Annotated in this window: 15 protein-coding genes; all 15 read left to right on the forward strand. The window is 42.1% G+C overall.

What is annotated here, in order from left to right; all coding sequences use genetic code 11:
* The first annotated feature begins 229 nt into the window (after nucleotides 1–229).
* The 15 genes from ACEN82_RS10530 to ACEN82_RS10600 all read left to right on the forward strand — a co-directional run bounded on the left by ACEN82_RS10530 (nucleotide 230) and on the right by ACEN82_RS10600 (nucleotide 23238).
* A complete protein-coding gene (locus tag ACEN82_RS10530; protein ID WP_413319800.1) occupies nucleotides 230–787 on the forward strand; it encodes an RNA polymerase sigma-70 factor in 558 nt (185 codons plus the stop codon).
* Between the two features lie 113 nt (nucleotides 788–900).
* On the forward strand, nucleotides 901–2094 hold the full coding sequence (locus ACEN82_RS10535) for a FecR family protein (RefSeq protein ID WP_413319802.1): 1194 nt from the start codon (nucleotides 901–903) through the stop codon (nucleotides 2092–2094).
* Nucleotides 2095–2376: 282 nt separating this feature from the next.
* The gene (locus tag ACEN82_RS10540; RefSeq protein ID WP_413319804.1) at nucleotides 2377–5790 is read left to right on the forward strand and encodes a SusC/RagA family TonB-linked outer membrane protein; all 3414 of its coding nucleotides are present in this window, start codon (nucleotides 2377–2379) and stop codon (nucleotides 5788–5790) included.
* A 21-nt stretch (nucleotides 5791–5811) separates the two neighbouring features.
* Nucleotides 5812–7344 carry a RagB/SusD family nutrient uptake outer membrane protein gene (locus tag ACEN82_RS10545; protein ID WP_413319806.1) on the forward strand — a complete coding sequence of 511 codons (1533 nt, stop codon included), beginning with the start codon at nucleotides 5812–5814 and terminating at the stop codon, nucleotides 7342–7344.
* Between the two features lie 14 nt (nucleotides 7345–7358).
* Nucleotides 7359–9254, forward strand: coding sequence for a glycoside hydrolase family 97 protein (locus ACEN82_RS10550; protein WP_413319808.1), 1896 nt, complete (start codon nucleotides 7359–7361; stop codon nucleotides 9252–9254).
* Between the two features lie 31 nt (nucleotides 9255–9285).
* Nucleotides 9286–10089, forward strand: a complete 804-nt coding sequence (locus ACEN82_RS10555) for a DUF4350 domain-containing protein (protein WP_413319810.1) — start codon at nucleotides 9286–9288, stop codon at nucleotides 10087–10089.
* A gap of 115 nt (nucleotides 10090–10204) precedes the next feature.
* The gene (locus ACEN82_RS10560) at nucleotides 10205–10717 is read left to right on the forward strand and encodes an RNA polymerase sigma factor (RefSeq protein ID WP_413319812.1); all 513 of its coding nucleotides are present in this window, start codon (nucleotides 10205–10207) and stop codon (nucleotides 10715–10717) included.
* Between the two features lie 163 nt (nucleotides 10718–10880).
* Nucleotides 10881–11768, forward strand: coding sequence for a FecR family protein (locus ACEN82_RS10565; RefSeq protein ID WP_413319814.1), 888 nt, complete (start codon nucleotides 10881–10883; stop codon nucleotides 11766–11768).
* 129 nt (nucleotides 11769–11897) lie between these two features.
* Nucleotides 11898–15296, forward strand: coding sequence for a SusC/RagA family TonB-linked outer membrane protein (locus ACEN82_RS10570; RefSeq protein WP_495644117.1), 3399 nt, complete (start codon nucleotides 11898–11900; stop codon nucleotides 15294–15296).
* Between the two features lie 11 nt (nucleotides 15297–15307).
* Nucleotides 15308–17017: a RagB/SusD family nutrient uptake outer membrane protein gene (locus ACEN82_RS10575; protein WP_413319818.1), complete on the forward strand. Its 1710-nt coding sequence runs from the start codon at nucleotides 15308–15310 to the stop codon at nucleotides 17015–17017.
* A 47-nt stretch (nucleotides 17018–17064) separates the two neighbouring features.
* On the forward strand, nucleotides 17065–18621 hold the full coding sequence (locus ACEN82_RS10580; RefSeq protein WP_413319820.1) for a rhamnogalacturonidase: 1557 nt from the start codon (nucleotides 17065–17067) through the stop codon (nucleotides 18619–18621).
* 13 nt (nucleotides 18622–18634) lie between these two features.
* A complete protein-coding gene (locus tag ACEN82_RS10585) occupies nucleotides 18635–19918 on the forward strand; it encodes a PQQ-dependent sugar dehydrogenase (RefSeq protein WP_413319822.1) in 1284 nt (427 codons plus the stop codon).
* A gap of 7 nt (nucleotides 19919–19925) precedes the next feature.
* Nucleotides 19926–20390, forward strand: a complete 465-nt coding sequence (locus ACEN82_RS10590) for a c-type cytochrome (protein WP_413319824.1) — start codon at nucleotides 19926–19928, stop codon at nucleotides 20388–20390.
* Nucleotides 20391–20413: 23 nt separating this feature from the next.
* Complete coding sequence (locus tag ACEN82_RS10595) at nucleotides 20414–21631, forward strand: glycoside hydrolase family 88/105 protein (RefSeq protein ID WP_413319826.1); 1218 nt, start codon at nucleotides 20414–20416, stop codon at nucleotides 21629–21631.
* Nucleotides 21632–21633: 2 nt separating this feature from the next.
* Complete coding sequence (locus tag ACEN82_RS10600; protein ID WP_413319828.1) at nucleotides 21634–23238, forward strand: glycoside hydrolase family 28 protein; 1605 nt, start codon at nucleotides 21634–21636, stop codon at nucleotides 23236–23238.
* Nucleotides 23239–23242 lie beyond the last annotated feature (4 nt).

The raw sequence follows: 23242 nt of genomic DNA on the forward strand, positions 1-23242 counted from the left end.
CAATTATAGCCCGACAGTGCATAATCGTGACTTTTACAATATGGTTGTTACAGTTTGACATTGATAAGGGTATTAATAAGATAAATAACGTTTGGGCTTCGTTTTTTTTTCGATAGGTTAGACGTCTAAAAACAATAAATCGGTCTGTTATAAAGTGTATTCGATACACAAAGGTAGTTGCAGTGTTATTTACTGTGTTTAATTTTAGTAAACTTAAAGTTTGATGTTTATGCCTGAAGCAATTTCAATGGTGGCATTTCAAAATGGGGATAAGGAAGCTTTCAATCATATTTTTAATATGTTTTATAAGCGGGTGTGTTTTTTTGCTGCAGGAATTGTTAATGAAGATGCTGCTGAAGATCTTGTGCAGGATGCCTTTGTAAAACTATGGGAACGTCGTTTAAGTTTTGATAGTTTAAATTCAATAAAGGCCTTTTTATACTTAACTACCAAAAACAGCTGCATCAACAGTTATAAGCACCAAAAGGTTGTTGGAAAATTTGAAAGTCATCAAACTGAAAGCCTTGACGAACCAAACATAATTTACCGCCTTATTGAAGCCGAAGTATTAGAGGAAGTTCAGCAGGCTGTGCAGCAATTACCACAAAGCTATCGTAAAGTAATATACCTTAGCTATTTTGAAGGCTTAAGTAACCAGGAGACTGCCGATTATTTAAATATTTCTATCAATACGGTAAAAACACAAAAAGTAAGGAGCCTGCGTATTCTCCGCGAAATTTTAAAGCATTCTCCAACCGCTTTGTTATTACTTATACATAAAGTTTAAGTCCCTTCTTCTCTATAACTCCATTCCCGGGCATTTTCTGCCCCCATAAAAAAATAAAAAAGATCATACCATTGTCACCCGTTTGTTTCCTTTAGTTGTTTGTATGTTATTAAATGGAAAAAAACGAGCGGGACTTTTACGTAGCTGAACTAATCGGCAAACTTTTAAACGGTGATATTTCGCAGGAAGAACACCTATGGTTAAAAGAATGGGTTAATGAAAGTGCCGAAAACAAAGTGCAATTTGAAAAGCTGACAGATGCCGGCTTCCTTGAAAAAAAGCTGGCTTTCTGGGATAACATTGATAACGATAAAGCATGGAATGAGCTGCTGCGGAAATTACCTGAACCGGAATCAGAGTCAGTTCGCCGTTTTAATTATACATCGTTTTTGAAGTATGCAGCCATAGTCATCTTGACCTTAAGTATCTCAATTTTATTATATCTCCGGAATGAAAACAGGGTAAAAGGGAATGATAAATCACAGATTGCTCAAGCCACCATGATCAAACCCGGCAGTAACAACGCTATCTTAATTTTAGGCAATGGCCAAAAGGTAGCGCTTAAAAATCATACACAGGTATCTATCAACGAGGATGATGGAACTGCAGTATCTAACAAAAACGAAATATTAGCTTACAAACATGCAGGAAAAGCAAATGCCGGACAGCTGGTAATATATAACACCATTGTCGTTCCACGCGGAGGTGAGTACCAACTAGTATTAGCCGATGGTTCAAAGATCTGGATGAACTCTTCTTCTTCATTACGTTACCCAACTTCATTTTCGGGCAGCGAACGTAAAGTTTATTTAAGTGGGGAGGCGTATTTTGAAGTAGCTAAAAATGCCAGAATGCCTTTCATAGTGAAAACTGACAAAGCAGAAGTAAAGGTACTTGGAACTCACTTTAATGTAAAAGCTTATAACGATGAAGAGCTTTACAAAACCACGCTTTTAGAAGGAGCAGTTAGCGTACAGTCATCTGCTATGATAAATGAGATTAAACCGGGGCAGCAGGCAATAATTAATGGTCATGGCCAGCAAAAAATCACGAGCGACATTAATGTTGAAGAAGAGGTAGCCTGGAAAAACGGACTATTCATGTTTACTAAGGCCGATATCAAAGACGTTATGCAACAGGTATCCCGATGGTATGATATTGAAGTGGTGTACGAAGGGAAGGTGCCAGACCTGCAGTTCTCCGGTCAGCTATCGCGCAAGGTTGATTTTTCAGGCTTTACCAATATATTAAAATACGCCGGGTTAAACTTCACTATTAAGGGTAAAACGGTAATTGTAGCAAAGTAACGACAGGGCTAATGTGTGAGAAGATTAGCGCTTAATATATAACCACAACAACCAATTGTTCACCTAAATTAAAAATGATGAGAAAACAAATACTTATCTCTCCCTAAAGGGAATTCACTCCGCCCGTATTTATAGCCACAGATGTTTATAAATACGATTTTACGAAAAACGAAGATAGTAACCGGGAAGTGCTCGTAACACTGCCCGGTAGTATCTGGGTAAACCAATTATCCCTGGAAAGCATAATTGAAATTTAACGTCTAACCCAAACCATACAAAAGTATGAAATTCATTTCTAAGTCTGTAGCGGGCATGTGGCCTGCTATAACTAAAGTTTTATTGGTTATGAAACTGATTGCCATTATAATGATTACTGTTTTTAGCAGCGTAAGTGCCAAAAGCTTTAGTCAAACAGTTACGCTTCATGAAAAAAATGTATCTGTCAAAAAAATCCTCAAATATATTGAAAAGCAAAGCGGCTATCATGTAATACTGATAAATGTGAACCCCGAAACAACCCTTGCCGGGACAATAAATATCAATCTTGAACATGCAACGGTTGAAGAGGCACTAAATGAGTGTTTTCGCAATAAACCTATTACTTACACCATTATTCAGGGAACTATTATTATAAAAAAAAAGGAGGAAGAGTTAGCAGCGGAAGTAAAGGAAAGCATTGACATTCATGGTAGGGTAATTGACGAAAAAGGACAGCCGCTGCCTGGTGTTAATGTAAAGGTAAAAGGGGCTACTATAGGAAGTATTACAGGATCTCAGGGTGAGTATACGATAAAGGTGCCTGATGAGCAAACTGTATTAATATTCTCCTATGTGAGTTTCGAAACCCAGGAAGTAGTAGTAGGCGATAAAAAGGCGATCAATATCACGATGAAAGAAGCTTCGAACAGGCTTAGTGAAGTGATAGTTGTAGGTTATGGAACCCAAAAGAAAGTTGATTTGACAGGTGCCGTTGTTACTGTAACGGGATCGGAACTAAATAAACGAGTGGCTACAGATCCCACTCAATTACTACAGGGAAAACTACCCGGCTTATCCGTTGTACAAGGTTCGGGCGAAGCCGGTAACGAAGGAACTTCTTTACGCATAAGGGGTACGGGTACTTTCAGCAGCGCAGGCAATTCGCCGTTCATCATTGTTGATGGTTTGCCGGGGAGTATTACAGCCCTCGATCCGCAAAATATTGAATCAGTAACGGTTTTAAAGGACGCTGCTTCGGCTTCTATATATGGTACCCGCGCTGCAAACGGTGTTATATTAATCACTACAAAACAGGGTAAGGAGGGTAAAATGCAGCTCTCTTATGATTATAACCTTGGCATTACCAGGGCAACATCATTGCCCAAAAATCTCATCTATAATTCGGCCCAGTACATGACACTCTGGAACCAGGCTGCAACCAATTCAAACTATCCCAATAAATATAGCGATGCTCAAATCGCCCTATATACCAATGCTACCGATCATAAATTATACCCCGACTACAATTGGTTAGATGCCATTTTTAATACAGTTAAGGTGCAAACACATCACCTCGGTATAACCGGAGGCAGCAACGGAACTACTTATAATGTTGGTTTAGGCTATGTTGATCAGCCTGATGTTATGCTGGGGTATTACTATAAAAAATACAATATTCAACTCAACCTCACTTCAAAATTGAACAAGTGGGCAACATTTGGTTCGGCAATAACTTTAAACAGTAGCGAAAGAGGCTATACATCAAGGGGGAGCCAGGATCAGTTTTTATCTGCTCTGTCACAACAGCCTATGTATGGCCCCATATTACCCGATGGCAGCGGCAGGTATACTAATTCAGTATTCCCCAGTGTTCAAACACCCAACAAAAACCCAATTGCAATTGCCAAAAACGCCATCAACAAACAAAACGATTATTATTTACAAAGCAGTTTTTATTTAAACATTCATTTGTTAAAAGGCCTGGAATGGCGAACTAACGGCGGCTTTAACTTCGATTACAATAAAACTATCGATTTTAAGCCGGTAATTAATCAATACAACTGGTTTGCAAAGCCCGGCGATGCACCTGAACGTACCCTGGATGTAAATGGACAAGGCATTGATGTAACCGATAATAATTCATTTTACCCGGTTGCTTATACACAGTTTACCTATTCACGATCAATTAATAACGATCATAACTTTAAATTACTGGCCGGCACGCAGGTTGAATATAACAAGTCGCAAAACCTGGAAGGGCTCCGTAACTTACCATTTGCATCCAACACTTTACAGGAAATTGATGCCGGGCCGGTGGCTTCGCAATTAACCAATGGCACAAGCAATATTTACTCGCTGCATTCATATTACGGGCGTTTAAATTATGATTACCAGGAGAAATACCTGTTGGAAGCCAATGCCCGGTATGATGCATCTTCCCGTTTTCCGGCAAACAACAGGTGGGCATTTTTCCCATCGGTATCGTTAGGTTGGGCGGCCACGAAAGAAAAATTCCTGCAAAATGTAAACTGGTTAAATAATTTAAAGTTAAGGGCATCTCTGGGTAATTTGGGAAATCAAAATATCGGTAATTACCCGTACCAGGAAACCTACAATTTCAAAAGCTACTACAATACTAAAACAAGCTATGCTTACCCATTTGCAGGCACTACGGTAACAAGCGGCGTTATTAATAATTCATTAACCAACCCTAATATCAAATGGGAAACTACAAGGGTATTTGATATCGGTACTGATATTACGGTGTTGAACAACAAACTCAGCTTCTCGTTCGATTGGTATGATAAATTAACATCGGGCATCCTTGAAACAGCCACTACGCTTACGCCGCTTTACTTTGGCCTCAATGCACCCGTTATAAACTATGGTAAAATGAAAAATACCGGTATTGAAGCGTCTTTTGAATATAACGACCGCTTTGGTAATGTTGGATTTTCATTCGGCGGAAACATTCAGGCCAATAAAAACACTTTAGTTTCCTATGGGGCCCCTGCCATAAGTACCGGAACAAATACCATTAACCAGGAGGGACAACCTTATGGCAGCTTTTATATGCTTAAGTATATGGGGATTTTTCAATCGGCAGCAGAAATAGCAGCCTCGCCAACGCAGCAATATAATCCGCAGCCGGGTTATATGAAGTATGCGGATACCAATGGCGACGGAAAGGTGGATGATAGTGACAGGGTAATAGTGCCAGGTGCCTATCCTAAATTTAATTACGCTTTTAACACAAGTGTTAACTGGAATAATTTTGATCTTACGGTGTTCTTTTACGGCTCGTACGGGCAAAAATTATATGTTAACGGTTGGGGGATACAACCATTTAACCAGGGATCTCCTCCGCCCAAAGAGTGGTTAAACGCCTGGACAGCATCTAACCCAAGCACGACCATGCCTATGGTTTATGTTTTGGGCCAGGGAAACATCAGCAGTAATGCCAACACAGCTTCCACATATTATTTAAGAGATGCTTCTTTTTTAAGGTTGAAAAACGTGCAGCTTGGCTATAATTTACCTAAAGATTGGGTTAAGCATCTATTTATGTCGGGCCTGCGGATCTATTTTGCCGGAGATAACCTGGTTACGTTCACCAAGTTTCCCGGTCTTGATCCCGAAAGGATAGTTTCCAACACAAGGTATGTTACACACCCCCAAAACCAAGTTTACTCCTTTGGGGTAAGGGCTACATTTTAACATTTATTATTTGAAACGATCATGAAAACAACGATAAAATATTTGATGCTTTTTTTGACAGCCGTTTTAATGGTGAGTAGCTGTAAAAAGGATCTTTTAAATCAGAACCCTCCGGCAGATATTGCCAGCTCTGTTTACTGGAAAACACAAAATGATGCCGACCTTGCTTTAGCGGGGATCTATAGCTTTTTTATCCAGGGTTTTAACTATACCGCGTCCGGAAATACCGGGCAGGGCTTTGGCGCTGGTACGCCATATTGGGATAGCCTTAGTGATAACGCGTACAGCAGTGCCTATTCAAATATAGCGCAGGGAGCCATAACGCCGACCGTTGGCGGCCTGCAAACAGACGCATATTCAACTGCCTACAGGGCTATCCAGGCATGTAATACTTTTTTAGATAACGTGCGTAAAATCAACCTGCCATCTGCAACTTTAAACCAATATTTGGCCGAGGTAAGATTTGTAAGGGCATACTGGTATTTTACGCTTACCCAATTGTATGGCGATGTTGTTTTATCGCTTCATCAGATCACCATAGATCCGGCGAATACCCAGATGGGAAGGACACCAAAATCTGTGGTGATTGATACCATTTTAAACGACCTTACCTTTGCCGCAAATAATTTACCCAATACTGCTTATTCCGGCCATGCCGTTAAGGGCACTGCTATGGGCTATATGGTAAAAGTATACCTGGCCAGGCATCAGTACCAGCAGGCTGCTGCTACCGCTAATACCATTATAACCGACGGCAAGTTTCGTATTTATACCGGCGGGTACAGGAACTTGTTTTTAAAACCGGGACAAAACGGCAACCCCGAGATCATGTTCTCGGGGCGTTACCAGGTTCCCACGGCTTTTAGCCCGGCAGATTATTTATATACCTACAGCTCAAGTTTCCAGCCTTTAAGTTACCTGGTTAATGATTATGAATGTACCGACGGGCAACCCATCAGTACATCGCCTTTATATAATTCCGCAACACCATATGCTAACCGCGATCCAAGGTTATTGGCTACAATATTAACGCCCGGCGTGTTGTATAAAGGAGGGATCCCTTTTGTTCCGGCGGCTATTGGCGCTTCTGCCGGTTTCCTTAACAAAAAGGGAGTTGATTCCACCCGTGCAACAGTTATAGGCACACAAAGCGATCAGGACTGGGTTTATTTACGCTATGCAGATGTTTTGCTGATGTATGCCGAGGCACAGAACGAGGTTTCCGGCCCCGATGCCAGTGTGTATGCTGCAATTAACGCAGTTCGTACCCGCCCCGGAGTAAATATGCCGCCAATACCCACCGGACTTTTGCAGGATGATATGCGTACAAGGATCCGCCATGAAAGGCGGATTGAGCTTGCACTTGAAGGACAACGATATTTTGATTTAAAAAGATGGGCTTTGGATAGGGTAATTATACCAACCATTAAAGACCCGAACGCAACACAGCGAACGTTTCCGCTGAGAGATACTATCTGGCCGGTTCCGCAAACAGAAATTGATATTGCCAAAGCAGTGGGCAACACCGCATTTAAACAAACACCGGGCTATTAATCAAGCTGTAAACGATGAAAATTATTAAAAAAAAGAGAGTGGCTATAAGTATAGCGCTCTATTTGATGGCTTGTTCATCAGGCTTGTTTGCTGCCGTTAATGTAGTTATTTACAGCCCGGATAAGCTGGTCCGAATGGAAGTATTCAACAAACAGGGAACCATATTTTATACAGTCACTTATAAGAGCCAGCCGGTTGTCAATACATCAGCCATGTCGGTCAGTATTGATCAAACGGTATTAACCAACCGGGCCACTATTACAGGAAGCACAACTTACAGCATAAATGAAACCTATCCATGGTATGGCGTACATTCAAAAGCTGTTAATCATTTTAACGGTGCAAAAATTAAACTATTACATGGCGAAACCGCTTTTGTACTTGATGTAAGGGTATTTAACGACGCGGCTGCTTTTAGCTTTACAATACCAGGAGATAAAGGTGTTATCCACGTACCAGATGAAGCCACCGCGTTTAATATTCCCGCCGGCAGCACCATTTGGTATCATGACCTTAACGGGCATTATGAGGGCGTGCATACCCATAAACTAATTGACTCTGTAAAAAATGGTCAATGGATAGCTCCGCCTGCCACAATTAAGTTACCCGATAACGCAGGATATGCTTCTATTACTGAGGCCGACCTTAAAAACTACTCCGGGATGGCCTTGCTGGCTAATGGGCAAAGTCAATTGATATTGCAATTAGCTCATCATCATCCCATATCTCATCCTTATGAGCTAAGATATAGTAAAGAAGATATTGATAGGGTTTTAAAGCCTGCGGCAATTAGCGGAACCATCACCACACCCTGGCGTGTGGTCATGATCGGTGCTGATCTAAATGCAATGGTTAATTGTGATGCCGTACACGATTTATGCCCTCCGCCCGATAAAAAATATTTTCCTGAAGGAGTCAATACTTCGTGGGTAAAGCCGGGACGGGCAGTATGGCAATATTTGGATGGCGCTGCTGACAAATCGGTGGCCGGTATGAAAGAGTATTCGAGTCTGGCAGCCGGGTTAGGTTTTGAGCACAATATACTGGAAGGGTTTTGGGAAAAATGGAGTGACGACGAGATCAGGGACCTCGTTAGTTATTCGCAGCAAAAGGGGGTGAGTATTTGGGTTTGGATGCACTCTAAGGATTTGCGCGATTCAAGCGTCAGGCACGCGCGTTTTAAGCGTTGTCATGATCTGGGAATAGCAGGTTTAAAGATTGACTTTTTTGACAATGAAGCAAAAGAGACAGTTGATTTATATCAGGCAATTTTAACAGAGACTGCACAGCTGCATTTACTGGTCGACTTTCACGGATCAAATAAGCCTACCGGGCAATCGCGTACCTGGCCCAATGAGCTTACCCGGGAAGCTGTTAAAGGTATGGAATCAAGCAAGCTGGAAGACAGGGCAACACACAGCACAACGCTGCCATTTACCCGTTTTTTAGCAGGCCCGGCAGAATATACACCGGTACATTTTGGCGACCGCCGTAAAAACACTACCTGGACTAATCAGATAGCCAGCGCGGTTATTTTAAGTGCACCTCTATTAACCTATGCTGCCAATCCTAAAAATCTGCTGGCAAATCCCGGCGCCGACATTATCAAAAGTATTCCTTCAACATGGGACGAAACGATTGTGTTGCCGTCATCGGCCATTGGTGAGCTGGCAGTTTTTGCCCGGCGAAAAGGCAATACCTGGTTTTTGGCCGTCATGAACGGAACTCAGCCCAGAAACATAAAAATACCGCTCAGTTTCCTCAGCTCGCCTGCTACATGCACCGATATTCATGATAATCCGGAGAGTTCTGCAACATTGAAAATAGAGCGCTCCGTTGCAAAGCCAACCGATGTACTGTCATTAAGTTTAGGTGTGGGCGGCGGATATGTGGCGAGGTTTAACAAATAATAGCATTCAATAAAAGCCGATACAAAATTATATGAGAAGGATTAAAGGATACATTATACTACTGGTATTTAATTTACTGGGAAGGCCTACTATAATGGCGCAGACTAAGACCGTTACTTTAGACTATTTTTTTAATAATGAATACCGTAAGAATTCCGCAGGTACTTTAGAACGGTATCATTATACCTGGGAGGATCAGAGGAGCAGCGGTTACTCTATTTGGGGAGATGTTTTTAAAAAGAATGGGGCCCTTCTTAAGAGCCTTGAAAGTGAACCGGACGCCCAAAATTTGACTGGGACAGATATTTATATAATAGTTGACCCTGATACCAAAAAGGAAACGGCTAACCCTAATTATATTGAAGCCAGGCATATTAAAGCTATTACCGACTGGGTTAAACGTGGTGGGATACTGGTATTAATGGCAAATGACAGTGCAAACGCCGAATTGCCACACTTCAACAAGCTGGCCGAAAAATTTGGAATTCACTTTAATGATGATTTGTACAAGCACGTTATTGGTACTCAGTTTGAAATGGGCGCTATCACAATTCCGGCAAATGATCCCTCATTTAAAACGGCAAAAAAAATTTATCTCAAAGATATTTCCACACTAAAATTATCGCCCCCGGCGGCGCCATTATTAACTGATAGCTCCCGTGTAATTATAGGTATGGCCAAATACGGGGCAGGTACAGTAATTGCTGTCGGCGATCCCTGGCTGTATAACGAATATACCAACGGACGGCTACCCGCAGCCATGGATTTTGATAACGATAAAGCGGCCGATGATCTGAGCAAATGGCTGATAAATCAAATACCGGCAAAGAAATAAAAGAAACCAGTTTATCCGGATTGAATTCCGGTTTTATAATCCTAAACCGATTATACACATCAATAATTTAAGTCACTTTGAGTTTTAAGTAATGCTTTCAGAAATTGAATTAATCATGTTAATTAAGGCCGGAGATATAAATGCCTTTGATGAGTTTTATAAACGTAATTGGAGGGCTTTGTATCATAGTGCTTATCGTTCAACGGGTTCATCGGACGATGCAAAAGACCTTGTGCAAACTGTTTTTATTAGTTTATGGAATTGCAGGTATAGCCTGCAGCCAGAAAAGTATAATGCCTCTTATCTTTTCAGAAGTTTAAGAAACAGCATCATTAATTTTCATAAAAAGGATTCGGTCAGAAAAAGAGGCATGGATAGCTTGCTGTACCTGGAAGATACAGATCAATATAACCACGAGGATAGCTTAATAGCAAAAGAACTTTCGGCCACGATTGAAGGAGGGATCAGGGAATTGCCCAAAAAAATGCAGGAGGTTTTTATTTTATCGCGGCAGCAAAACTTATCCGTCAATGAAATTTCGGAAACCCTTAATATTACCCCTCGTACGGTCAAGAATCAACTCTCCAACGCATTAAAAATATTACGGACAAAGCTGGGGATCTTTTGAAATGTCCTTTAATAACATGGTTGTTTTCTATTGATCATGAATAGCAGCATTTAATAAAAAATGCAAAATACATCTGGTACCAAAACCAGCTGACCTTGTATATATAGTACAAAGCCAAAAAGACTGCTATAAGCGGTTGAGATAAACTTAAAAAACATTCATAATGATAAAATGGCGCAAGCCCGGTCCAGGTTTTGGGCCCGGAGATGATCATCTTCAGGACGAAAAAGCTATGCGGGCTATAGAGAAGGAAATGCTTTATAACATCCATAAAGAAATTTATGGAAAATGGCATTTTATAAGAACATCGGCTGCTAAATATGCCATTGCCGCCTCATTGGTTTTGATGTGTAGTTCTGTGCTTTTTTACTTCAAATTATCGGTTAAAGATAAAGCAGCTATGATGGCTGTAACCGCAAAAAAAGGCAATCTCAAAACAATAACCCTTCCCGATGGATCAACCGTATGGTTAAACTCGGGTTCAACCATAAAATTTCCCGAACGCTTTGGAAAAACGAGAGAGGTACAGCTTATTAACGGCGAAGCTTACTTTGATGTAAAGCACGATAGCACTTCACCTTTTATTGTTCATTATGGCCGCTTACACGCACAGGTATTAGGCACCGCATTCAATGTAAAGTTTTACAAAAACATCAGTGACGTAAGGCTAACAGTTACCAGGGGGCGTGTTGCTGTCGGTAACAAAACTGAAACCTTTGGCTTGCTTACACCAGATAAAGAAATGGTTTACGACCAGGAAAAGGCCACCCACCAAATCAGGACAATTGATGCCGAAAAGGTAGCAGCCTGGAAATCAAGCGAGGTCAATTTGTACGGTGTTTCATTTAATGAACTGGTAATGCGGCTGGAAAACACTTATGGTGTTCACATTAACTATAGTCATAAAGAGAATGATCATTTGATAACAACTATTCATTTTTCAAATAATAATACACTATCCTATGTTCTTGACATCATTAAAACCATCCACCATTTAGATTATGTTTTGAAAGGAAAGGAGGTTTATCTGGCAAAAAACGAAAACAGTTAAATCCAAAAAGCCAGTACCCCCGAAGCCGGGCTGCAGGGGCGTTGGCAGAGAGTGCAGATATAAATTATTGGCAGGTTCCAAGCTAATCCAATAATTCATATAGTTTTTTAGAATAAAAACCTCGTAAAGATGGAAAAAAAATCAACTAAATTTTTTAATTTTTTCATGAAGGTATCATCGATTGTTATGGTTAGCTCTCTGGTATTTTGCCAGGTGTTGCTTGCCAAACATGCAACGAGCCAGATCTCAGATTCTCCTGTGAAAATCGTATTTGGTAATGAAACGTTGCAAAGCTCAATTGATAAACTTGAGAAACAAACTAACATTAGATTTTCTTACAACCCGGTTGAATTAAACGGCTATAAAGTAAACCCGCGTAAATTCAAAGATGAACCGTTGGGCAAAATCCTTAATTATTTATTCGCTAAAACCCCTTTGTCATTTAAAGAGATAAATACCGGAATTGTAATTTACGATAAATCAGCTTCCGCCAAACCAAGTGTACTAACCAACAAAACCAATGAGCAAAATATTGAAGCTGCCGATATTACAGTAACAGGTAAAGTAACCGATTCAAATGGCGCCCTGCCGGGTGTTTCTGTAAGTATAGAAGGAGGGGGAAGAGGGGTGATCACCGACCCCAAAGGTGAATATACCATTAAGGTGCCTGCTAATGCTACACTTATATTTTCTTCCGTTGGATACAAAACACAGAGGGTTGCTGTAAACAATCAAACAAGCATCAACGTAACCATGACGGGCGATCTGAAGTCGTTAAGTGATGTTATTGTGGTTGGTTATGGTGTTCAGAAAAAGTCCGACGTAACAGGTTCAATCGTTTCAGTTAGTGAGCAATCATTGCGTGATGTTCCGGCCGCTAACCTTGGCCAGGCTTTACAAGGGCAGGCCGCTGGTGTGGATATCCAGAAAAGCGGTGGTAATAGCCACCCTGGTGCGTCCCCCTCTATTTTAATCCGTGGAAACAGATCTATAAATGCCTCAAACTCACCGCTTATTGTAGTTGACGGGATCCCCTTTAACGGAAGTTTGAATGACATCAATCCTGATGACATAACCTCATTAGAGGTATTAAAAGATGCTTCATCTACTGCTATTTATGGCTCAAGAGGTGCAAACGGTGTTTTGCTGGTTTCTACACGCAGGGGGAAAAAGGGGGGCCCGGCTGCTGTTAGTTATAGTGCTTATGCCGGTTTCAATAAACCGATGGGCCAGTATAATATCATGAACGGGCCTCAGTTTGAAGACCTCAAAAAATGGGGACTATACAATGGTAATCCTGGTAAATATACCGGGATTGATGATCCTGCATTTTTAACCGATGGCTCTTTTGCCCCGCAAGAGGTGGCTTCGATAAAAAGTGGCCGCAGTACTGACTGGCAAAAACTGATCTATAAAAATGGTTTTGTAACAGACCATCAGTTGGGTGTTGCAGGCGGTAATGAGCTTACCCAGTATGCCATATCAGGTGGATATTACAACGAAACAGGGATCTATTTTGGTCAGTCATTTGTGCGTTATTCTGTTAAACTGAGTGTTGATCAGCAATTGGGTAAATATGTAAGAGTTGGTTTAAGCAGCCTGAATACCCTAAGCTACACCAATGGTGAAAATGCTAACCCGCTTGGTCAGGCTTTAAGGGCCAGCCCGCTTTCAACTCCATATGATGATGCCACCGGCAAATTAGTAGGCTTTACAGCCGGAAGCGCTAACCAGGTATGGAACCCGCTCGCAAATTTTGTTCCGGGCGCTGCTGTTGAAACACGAAAAAGGTTCGGAACTTTTACAACAGCTTACCTTGAAGCCAACCTTGCACCCGGATTAAAATACAGGTTTAACGGCGGTGCCGAAATAAGGCCTGATATTTATGGCAACTACTACGCCAGCGCTACTACCAATAACCTGGGTGGCGCATCAACAGCAAATAACCAAAGTACTTACAGCTATAATTATACGCTTGAAAATATATTGACTTACGATAAAGTATTTGCGCAAAAGCACCATGTTAATTTTACAGGCCTTTACAGTTTACAGGAGAGCCAGTCGCAGTCAAATTCATTTAGCTACAACAATATCCTGTCGGATGGTATCCAGTATTTTAACCCACAGTACGGCGCAAATTTAAGCGGCTCCGGATCATATTCTAAGTGGGACATCATTTCGTACATGGCGAGGGTAAACTATGGCTATGCCAATAAATACCTGCTTACCTTAACCATGCGTTCAGACGGGTCGTCGCGCCTGGCGCCGGGTAATAAATATCATGTATTCCCATCGGCAGCACTTGCATGGAATGTTACCAAGGAGCCGTTTTTGATGAACTCAAACGTACTGTCAAACCTTAAATTAAGAGCGAGCTATGGTACAGTTGGTAATACAGCTATCAACCCTTACCAAACTTTGGGCGCTTTATCATCTGTTAACTATAACTTTGGTTCTACCAACCTTACAGGTGCTTATCCAACCAATGTTCCTAATCCAAATCTAACATGGGAGTATACTTCTACATTAAATGCGGGCGTTGATTTCGGGCTTTTCCAGGGACGGGTTACGGGTACGGTTGAAGCTTACCATCAGTATACCAGGTCGTTACTGTTACCATTATCATTGCCGCCAACCTCGGGCATACCAAACAGTATTTTAACTAATGTGGGCCAAACGCAAAATAAAGGGATTGAAGTAAGCATAAGCACCATCAATTTACCCGGTAACGGCAGGAACAGCGTTAGCTGGACTACCAATTTCAATATTGCCTTTAACAGGGGCAAAGTAACCAAATTAGCAAGCGGAGTTACCCAGGATATCACAAACGGTTTGTTTGTGGGGCAGCCTATCAATGCCATATTTGATTATAAAAAGATTGGCATCTGGCAAAATACAGCTGCCGATACTGCCCAGGCTAAAAGCTTAGGTCTTACAACCACCGGTACCGGTTCTGTGATTGGCACTATCAGGGTAGAGGATGTAAATAAAGATGGAAAGATCAGCGCTGCCGACAGGATTGTACTTGGGTCAGATCAGCCAACTTATACCGGCGGTTTTACCAACCGCATTGGTTATAAAGGATTTGATTTTACGGTAGTAGCCGCTTACAGGGTGGGGGGATTAATCACCTCCAAAATGTTCCAGAGCGGAAGTTTTATTAACACCTTCCAGGGTAATTATAATAACCTGAATGAGGATTACTGGACACCAACCAATCATCAGAATTACTATCCTAAACCCAATTCTGCTTCAACCAATACGCCTTATTCATCCACTTTAAGTTATTTTGACGGTACCTTTTTAAAAATCAGGAGCCTGACCTTAGGCTATAATATGCCCGAATCGATAACCAGACGTATCAGTGCACGGTCACTAAGAATATATGCTACGGCGCAAAATCCATTTATTCTTTTTTCTCCGTATCGTAATACTTATCATGGTTTGGACCCGGAAACAGCCGGAAGCTTAAACGTTGATACGCCTCCTACAAAGTCATTTACATTCGGTATTAACATGACACTTTAAATTTAAATAAGATGAAAAGGATATCTATATATTTATACACCTGTTTGTTTTTAGGTCTGCTAACTACAGCATGTAAAAAAACACTGATAGAAGACCCGAAATCAACACTTACCCCTGCTTTTTTTACAACAAGCCAAGGCTTTCAGGCAGGCCTCACTGCAGCCTATGCAGGTTTCAGAACCATTTGGGGGCCGGATACCTATTTTGAATTAACCGTACCCGGCACCGACGAATTTATTGCCGGTAACGATGGAAACAACGGCCTGGTAAAATATAACAGCAACTTTAATACTGCGGATGGTACGGTTGCTACCATCTGGAAAAACTGCTACACCTATATTAACACATGTAATGGCTTAATTGGTAATGTTCCTGCCGGTATTGACGCTACAACGGCAGCGAGTATGGTTGGTGAGGCCAAGTTTTTACGGGCAAATTATTACTTTATATTAGTTCAGTTTTGGGGCGACGTTACTTTAAATAAAACATTTCAGTCGGTACCTACTACTTCGGCTAACAGGGACAAAATGGCCGATGTGTATAATTTCATCGTACAGGATTTGAAAGATGCTATAGCAGTTCTTCCTGCAAGTCCTTTAACCAATGGTGTACAACCTGGCAGGGCTACAAAAGCTGCCGCAATGCACATGCTTGCAAAAGTATATTTAACAAGGGCGGGTTCATCGGCTAAACAGGCAGATGACTATAAAAATGCCTATGCAACAGCAATCGATCTTATAACAAACGTTGCACCCGCCGGAGGTATTAAATTGCAGCAGGATTTCGGGAAAGTATTTGCTGAAGGCAATGAAACTAACAGTGAAATACTTTGGACTGTACAACACACTACTACACTGGCCTACAACGGTTCCGCTACCCAAAACAACAGTGGCCCTGATAACTTGCTGTGCCACTTATTTGTACCTAAGTATGAAGTGCAGCCCGGCATGCAGCGCAGTACCCTTTACGGGCGTCCGTATATCCGTGTAGTACCTACGCATTGGCTTACCGATACTGTATTTAGTGAAAGGGTTAATGACCAGCGTTATAATAAAACATTTCAAACAGCCTGGTTATGCAACAATGCAGCTTCAATACCTACGTGGTCTAATCCGTTGCCAGCCGGTGCGCCTGTTGGTGCTCAGCCCGGCGCACCTAAATTTACAGTAGGTGACACCGCTATCTGGATGCCTGGTAAAGCTATGACTTCGGCACAGATTGCAGGTTACCGTTACCAGGTTATTCCTCCGTCTAAATACAGCATTGCTTTGTCGCCTGCTATGATCAAGTATTTTGATACTAAGCGCCCTGATCAAAACTCACCCTCAAGCAGGCCTATAATCATATATCGCCTGGCCGAAACGTATTTAATTGCTGCCGAAGCATTATTTATGGATGGCCGTGCCGGTGACGCAGTGCCATATATTAATGCCATTCGTGAAAGGGCTGCTTATCCTTCAGGCAATGCAGCAGCAATGGATATCACTGTTGATAAGCTTTCGCTGGATTTCATCCTGGATGAGCGTTCGAGAGAATTGTGCGGTGAACTTGTACGTTGGCTTGACCTTGCAAGGACAGGTAAACTGTTGGAAAGGGTAAAACTGCATAATACAGATGGCAAAGCTAATATTAAACCGTTTCATGTGCTTCGCCCAATCCCGCAAACACAAATAGATGCAACAATTACAGGTACTCCATATCCGCAAAACCCGGGTTGGTAAGCCGGAAGTAGGTAAGACGTACATAACGTAAAGCGATAAAAAATACTATGAAAAACAACAATACCATATTTCGTATTCTTTTGATTTTTCTTTTGCCATTCTGCTTCATTCAAGCTCAGGCAAATGATAGTACTTCGCCCGAAACATCCCCATATAACGTAAAGTTATATGGGGCAAAAGGCGATGGTAAATCAATTGATACCCAAAATATCAATAAAGCAATTGAGGCTGCAGCAGCGGCCGGCGGCGGAACTGTTTATTTTCCGGCAGGGAATTATTTAAGCGGCTCTATTCATCTAAAAAGTGGGATAAGTCTGTATATCGATCAGGGTGCAACTATAATTGCGGCACCTATTGAAACCGCTTCAGGTTATGATGAACCTGAAGCAAAAATAGACAATAACTATCAGGACTTCGGACACAGGCACTGGCATAACAGCCTGATTTGGGGCGAAAACCTGCATGATATATCCATATTAGGTCCGGGTACAATTTGGGGTAAAGACCTGGTGCGGAGCAATAAGGGTGAAGATGATAAGCGCCCCAACAAAACGATCAGTCTTTATTTATGCCGTAATGTAATTATCAGGGACATTTCCATTTTACACGGTGGTTGGTTTGGAATCCTGGCCACCGGGATAGACAATTTCACTGTTGATAATGTAAAAATGGATACCAACCGCGACGGTATGGATATTGACTGCTGCCGTAACGTACGCATCTCAAATTGCAGCGTTAATTCGCCTTACGACGATGGTATTTGCCTAAAAAGCACCTACGGACTTGGCTTTGCCAGGGCTACCGAAAATGTTACCATTACCAATTGCCAGGTGAGTGGCTATGACGAAGGCTCATTTTTGGCCGGCACTTTTACCCGCAACGAAAAAAAATATTCTGACGGCAACCCTACGGGCCGCATAAAAATGGGTACCGAATCAAACGGTGGTTTTAAGAATGTTACCATCTCCAACTGCGTGTTTGATTACTGCCGTGGCCTGGCACTTGAAACTGTCGACGGTGCCCTTTTAGAGGATGTTACCATCACCAATATAACCATGCGTGATATTGTGAACGCCCCAATTTTTGTGAGGCTTGGTGCACGCATGCGCGGGCCTGAAAGTGCACCTGTAGGAGCGCTCAGGCGTGTGATTATCAGTAATGTGGTATGTTATAATGCAGATAATAAGCATGGGGCAATTATAAGCGGGATCCCGGGCCATGATATAGAAGACCTGAGGTTGAGTAATATCAGAATCTACTATAAAGGTGGGGGCACAAAAGAGCAATCGGAACGTGAAGTACCTGGTTTAGAAAAGGAATATCCTGAACCCTATCGCTTCGGTACTATGCCTTCATACGGCTTTTTTATCCGCAATGTTAAAGATTTAAAAGTGAACGACGTAGAGGTTAGTTATATCTCGGATGATTTTCGTCCGCCATTTATTCTTGACCATGTAACCGGTGCAGATTTTCAACATGTTAAAGCACAGAAAGCAGCTGGTTCGCCAACGTTTGTTTTAAACGAGGTAAAGGATTTTAATATTTATAACAGCCGTCCGGTGAATGATACCAAACTGGCTAATACAACTAAAAAAGAATTGTAATCAAATAAACAGCATGAAAAATATACTATTTAAGTGGGCAACAATTCTTACGATCCTGCCGGTAAGCCTAATGCTTTATGCCCTTAAACCGGTGTCAGAAGTGGTGCCTGATGCCGATAACGCAGGTTTAAAATTACCTGCCGGTTTCGGTGCCCTAAAAGTTGCCGAAACCGGAGCAAAGGCCCGGCATTTAGTAGTTACGCCGCAGGGCGATATTTATGTAAAGCTGGCCAAACCTAATAAAGAAGGGAAGGGTATTTTGGTGTTGCATGAGGCGCCCAATGGCAAGGCTGAACTTAAATCGGGCTTTGGCACTTATGGCGGCACTGAAGTTTATTTGAAGAACGGGTATCTGTACGCCTCGTCAAATACCGAAGTGTTCAGGTATAAAGTGAATGATAATAACGAAGTGATCAATCCTGATCAGCCCGAAAAAATCATTACCGGGCTAAAGGCCGGTCGCCAGCACGAAACCAAATCATTTGCTTTGGATAACGATGGCAATATCTATGTAAATATAGGTGCGTGGTTTAACTCGTGCCAGGAAAAAGACCGTGGCCTGCATTCGCCGGGGATACCGGGATGCCCGATACTGGATTCGATGGGTGGGGTATGGCAGTTTAAAACTGATAAATTAAATCAAACCTATGGCAATGGTGTACGGTACGCAACCGGCTTAAGAAATATGGTAGGTATGGACTGGAACCAGCAGGACAACCAGCTTTTTGTAATGCAACATGGCAGGGATAACCTGAACAGTTCATGGCCCGAGTTGTACACTACCAAACAATCAGCCGAGTTACCTGCCGAGTGCATGTATGCCCTTAAAAAAGGCGATAATGCAGGCTGGCCATATATGTATTACGATCAGATCCAGCATAAAAAGATCCAGGCTCCTGAGTACGGCGGCGACGGAAAAAAAGAGGCTGATGCTAAGTTTCTTGATCCTACCGTCGCCTATCCCGGCCATATGGCACCCAATGGCTTGTTGTTTTATACCGGAAACCAATTCCCTGAGAAATATAAAAACGGTGCTTTTATCGCTTTTCATGGTTCGTGGAACAGGGCACCTGAACCGCAGGCTGGGTACTTCGTGGTTTTTCAGCCATTTAAAAATGGTAAACCTGATGGCGCTTGGGAAGTATTTGCTGACGGTTTTTCAGGCTCACCAGAGAAAACTGCGGCCGGGCGCGCAGACCATCGTCCCTGTGGTCTTGCTCAGGGTGCGGATGGTTCATTATATGTTACAGATGATTCGAAAGGTACCATATACCGCATTATCTACCTCAAAAAGTAATAGACAAATGACTAAATATTTATTTACGCTTTTTTTTGCTTTTAGCTGCTTTCAGCTTATGGCGCAGGTTAAAACCAGGGCTAATACAAAAGTGAAGCAGACTGCCGGCCTTGCGGCATCCCTGGCAAATGGCAAAGCTATCTATGTAAATCATTGTTTAACCTGCCACCAGGCTGATGGCGGAGGTGTTCCAAACATGAATCCGCCATTGATTAAAACCTCTTACGTAACGGGCGATCACGCTCAGCTAATTAAAGTGGTGCTCAACGGTTTTTCGGAAAACGTTGATATTGATGGTGAATCATATTCAAACGTAATGCCTGCCCATGATTTTTTGAAGGACCGGGAAATTGCCGATGTGTTGACTTACGTAAGGAAAAGTTTTGGTAATAAAGGCGGTGCAATTACGGCAGCACAGGTGAAAGCAGTCCGTGAGAAAAACAAAAAGAAAGCGCCGGCAAAAAACATATAACAATCAAATTAAAAACAGCTAAAATGAAATCATTTTTATACTTGATGCTAATAGCCTATGCTTCGGCAGCATTTGGGCAGGATGTTAATACCGAAGATGTTGTGCGTCGCGTAGCCGATAATGTTCTTAAAACAACATCATTCCAGTTTGTCAATGCTAAAACAAACGAAAAATATAATTCTACAAAGGGTTTGGCTCCATCCATAGATCTTAAGGCAGACAGTAAATACAATAAGTGGGCATATGTAAATGGTGTTTTAACTATAGGCATGATGCAAACCGCCGATGTGCTTGGTGACAAAAAATATTCAGACTATTCCCAGCATAATTTCGCGTTTATTTTTGATAACCTCAGTTATTTCGAAACACTTTACAAAGCAAAAGCAGGTAAGGTTGAATATGGTTCTGTATTCAATATAACCAATCTCGATGCCTGCGGGGCAATGTCGGCCGGATTATTTGATGTGGATGCCCTTGCCCAAAGGAAGGATTATAAGGCTTATTTAGAAAGATCTGCGGCCTATATCTTAACTAAACAAATGCGTTTGCCTGATGGTACACTTGCCCGCCCGCAGCCCCGTTTTGGTACGCTTTGGGCCGATGATATGTTTATGAGCATTCCGTTTTTAGCACGTATGGGTAAGCTTACCGGCGATAATAAATACTTTGATGATGCTATTAAGCAGGTCGAGAATTTCAACAAATACCTTTATGATCCGGCTACAGGTCTGTTCTTTCATAATTATTATAGCGATGACCAAACCAATGGTGTAGGCCACTGGGGCCGCAGCAACGGCTGGATAGCCATGGCTCAGGTTGAGTTGTTAAACAATTTGCCTGCAAACCATCCAAAACGTGCTGAACTGATCAAATTGCTGTTGAGGCAAATAGTAGGTTACGCCCGTTACCAGGATCAAACCGGGTTATGGCATCAGCTATTGGATAAACCAGATTCATATCTCGAAACATCGGTTACAACTATGTATACTTATGCGGTGGCCAGGGCGGTAAACCAGAGCTGGATAAATGAAAAATATATAGCCATTGCCCGTGAAGGATGGAAAGGCTTAGCCTCAAAAGTAACTGCCGACGGTCAACTGCAGGATGTTTGTATCGGCACTAATATGGACACCGACATCAAATTTTATTATACCCGCCCAACCGAACTGAACGATACACATGGTTTAGGCGCATTATTACTGGCCGGAGCTGAAATGATTAAAGCCGAAAAGAAAAAATAAGTATGCACAGGCTGATAAGGTTGTTATTTTGTATCGCATTTATGGTGCTGGCATCTGATTGTAGGTTATTCGCTGCCGATGTGGATATCACCGCTTATGGCGCTACCGGCAATGGTACAACATTAAATACAATGGCAATTCAAAATGCCATTGACGCGTGCTATAAAATAGGCGGCGGTAAGGTAGTTGTTCCATCAGGTGTGTTTTTAACTGGTACAATTGCATTGAATGACAATATTACGCTGCATCTGAATAAAGGAGCCGTTTTATTAGGTAGTACCGATGTTAATGATTACAAGAACCTTGATCCCTTTGTTGAAGGACTTGGGATTAGCGTAGGTTGGGCATTGGTTGTAGCCGTTGACAAAAAGAACATCAGCATTGAAGGCGAAGGAATTATTGACGGTCAGGGATCAAAACTAAAAGCACAGCAGATCTTAACCGATACCCGTGCCGAATCACAGCGCTGGGGCAGGCGTCCTTTTTTATTGCGGGTTGTACGTTGCCAAGATGTTTCTGTAAGCGGTGTTACGTTAAACTACTCAGCAGCCTGGACCTCGCATTATTTTCAATGTAAGCAGGTAAATATTCAAAATGTAAAAATTGAGAGCAGGGGCGTTGCTCATAATGACGGTATAGATATAGACGGCTGCCAGGATGTTACTATCAAAAATTGCGATGTGGTAAGCGGCGATGATGCCCTGTGTTTCAAAACAACATCAAGTAAAATGGCCTGCAAAAATATTGTGATTTCGGGCCTGCGCCTAAAAAGCGGGCAGGGAGCCATAAAGATCGGTACAGAATCGATGGCGCCATTTGAAAATATCAGGATTTCAGAGTGTTATATTTATGACACGACTAACGGAGGTATCAAGCTGCTTTCTGTAGATGGAGCGAATATCAGGAATATCGAAATTGATGATATTACTATGGTTGAAGTAAAAACGCCTATCCTGATCCGTTTAGGTGCCCGCCTAAGCGTATTCCGTAAAGATCAGGATATTCAGCAACCTGTAGGAACGCTTGAAAATGTAACCATTAAAAACGTGAAGGCAAAAGCTGCTGATAACGCGCAGCTGATGCCGCCGTCGGGTATTCTGATAACAGGGATTCCAGGACATAATATTAAAGGGCTCACCTTAAAAAACATTGAGATAAACCTGGCCGGTGGTGGAAGCGAAGAAAATGCCCGGCAGGTTGTTCCGGAGGCCATTGATAAATATCCCGAAGTAAAAACATTCGGTCCGCTTGTACCAGCCTATGGTATATGGGCCCGGCATGTGGATGGGTTAAAACTCGACAGTGTGAAATTTACATTGGGTAATAATGATCTCAGGCCGGCTTTCATTTGCGAGGATGGCAAAAACATTGAACTTAATTCCTGCATGATTCCTGAAACCATGAGATCCCACGCAGTGATCAGGTTGGAAAACGTTGCCGGAGCTTTGATAAAGAATACCACGGTTGCTGGTTCTGCGGATGCATTTGTACGTGTTGAAGGTGACGCAAGCGGTAATATCAAGTTCCTGAAAAACAACATTCCCGGAATCTCAAAAAAGGTTGAACTATCTGCCGGTCTGAAAGCAGGCATTGCCATTTTAAATTAGCATT

It is taken from the genome of Mucilaginibacter sp. Mucisp73 (genome assembly GCF_059491465.1).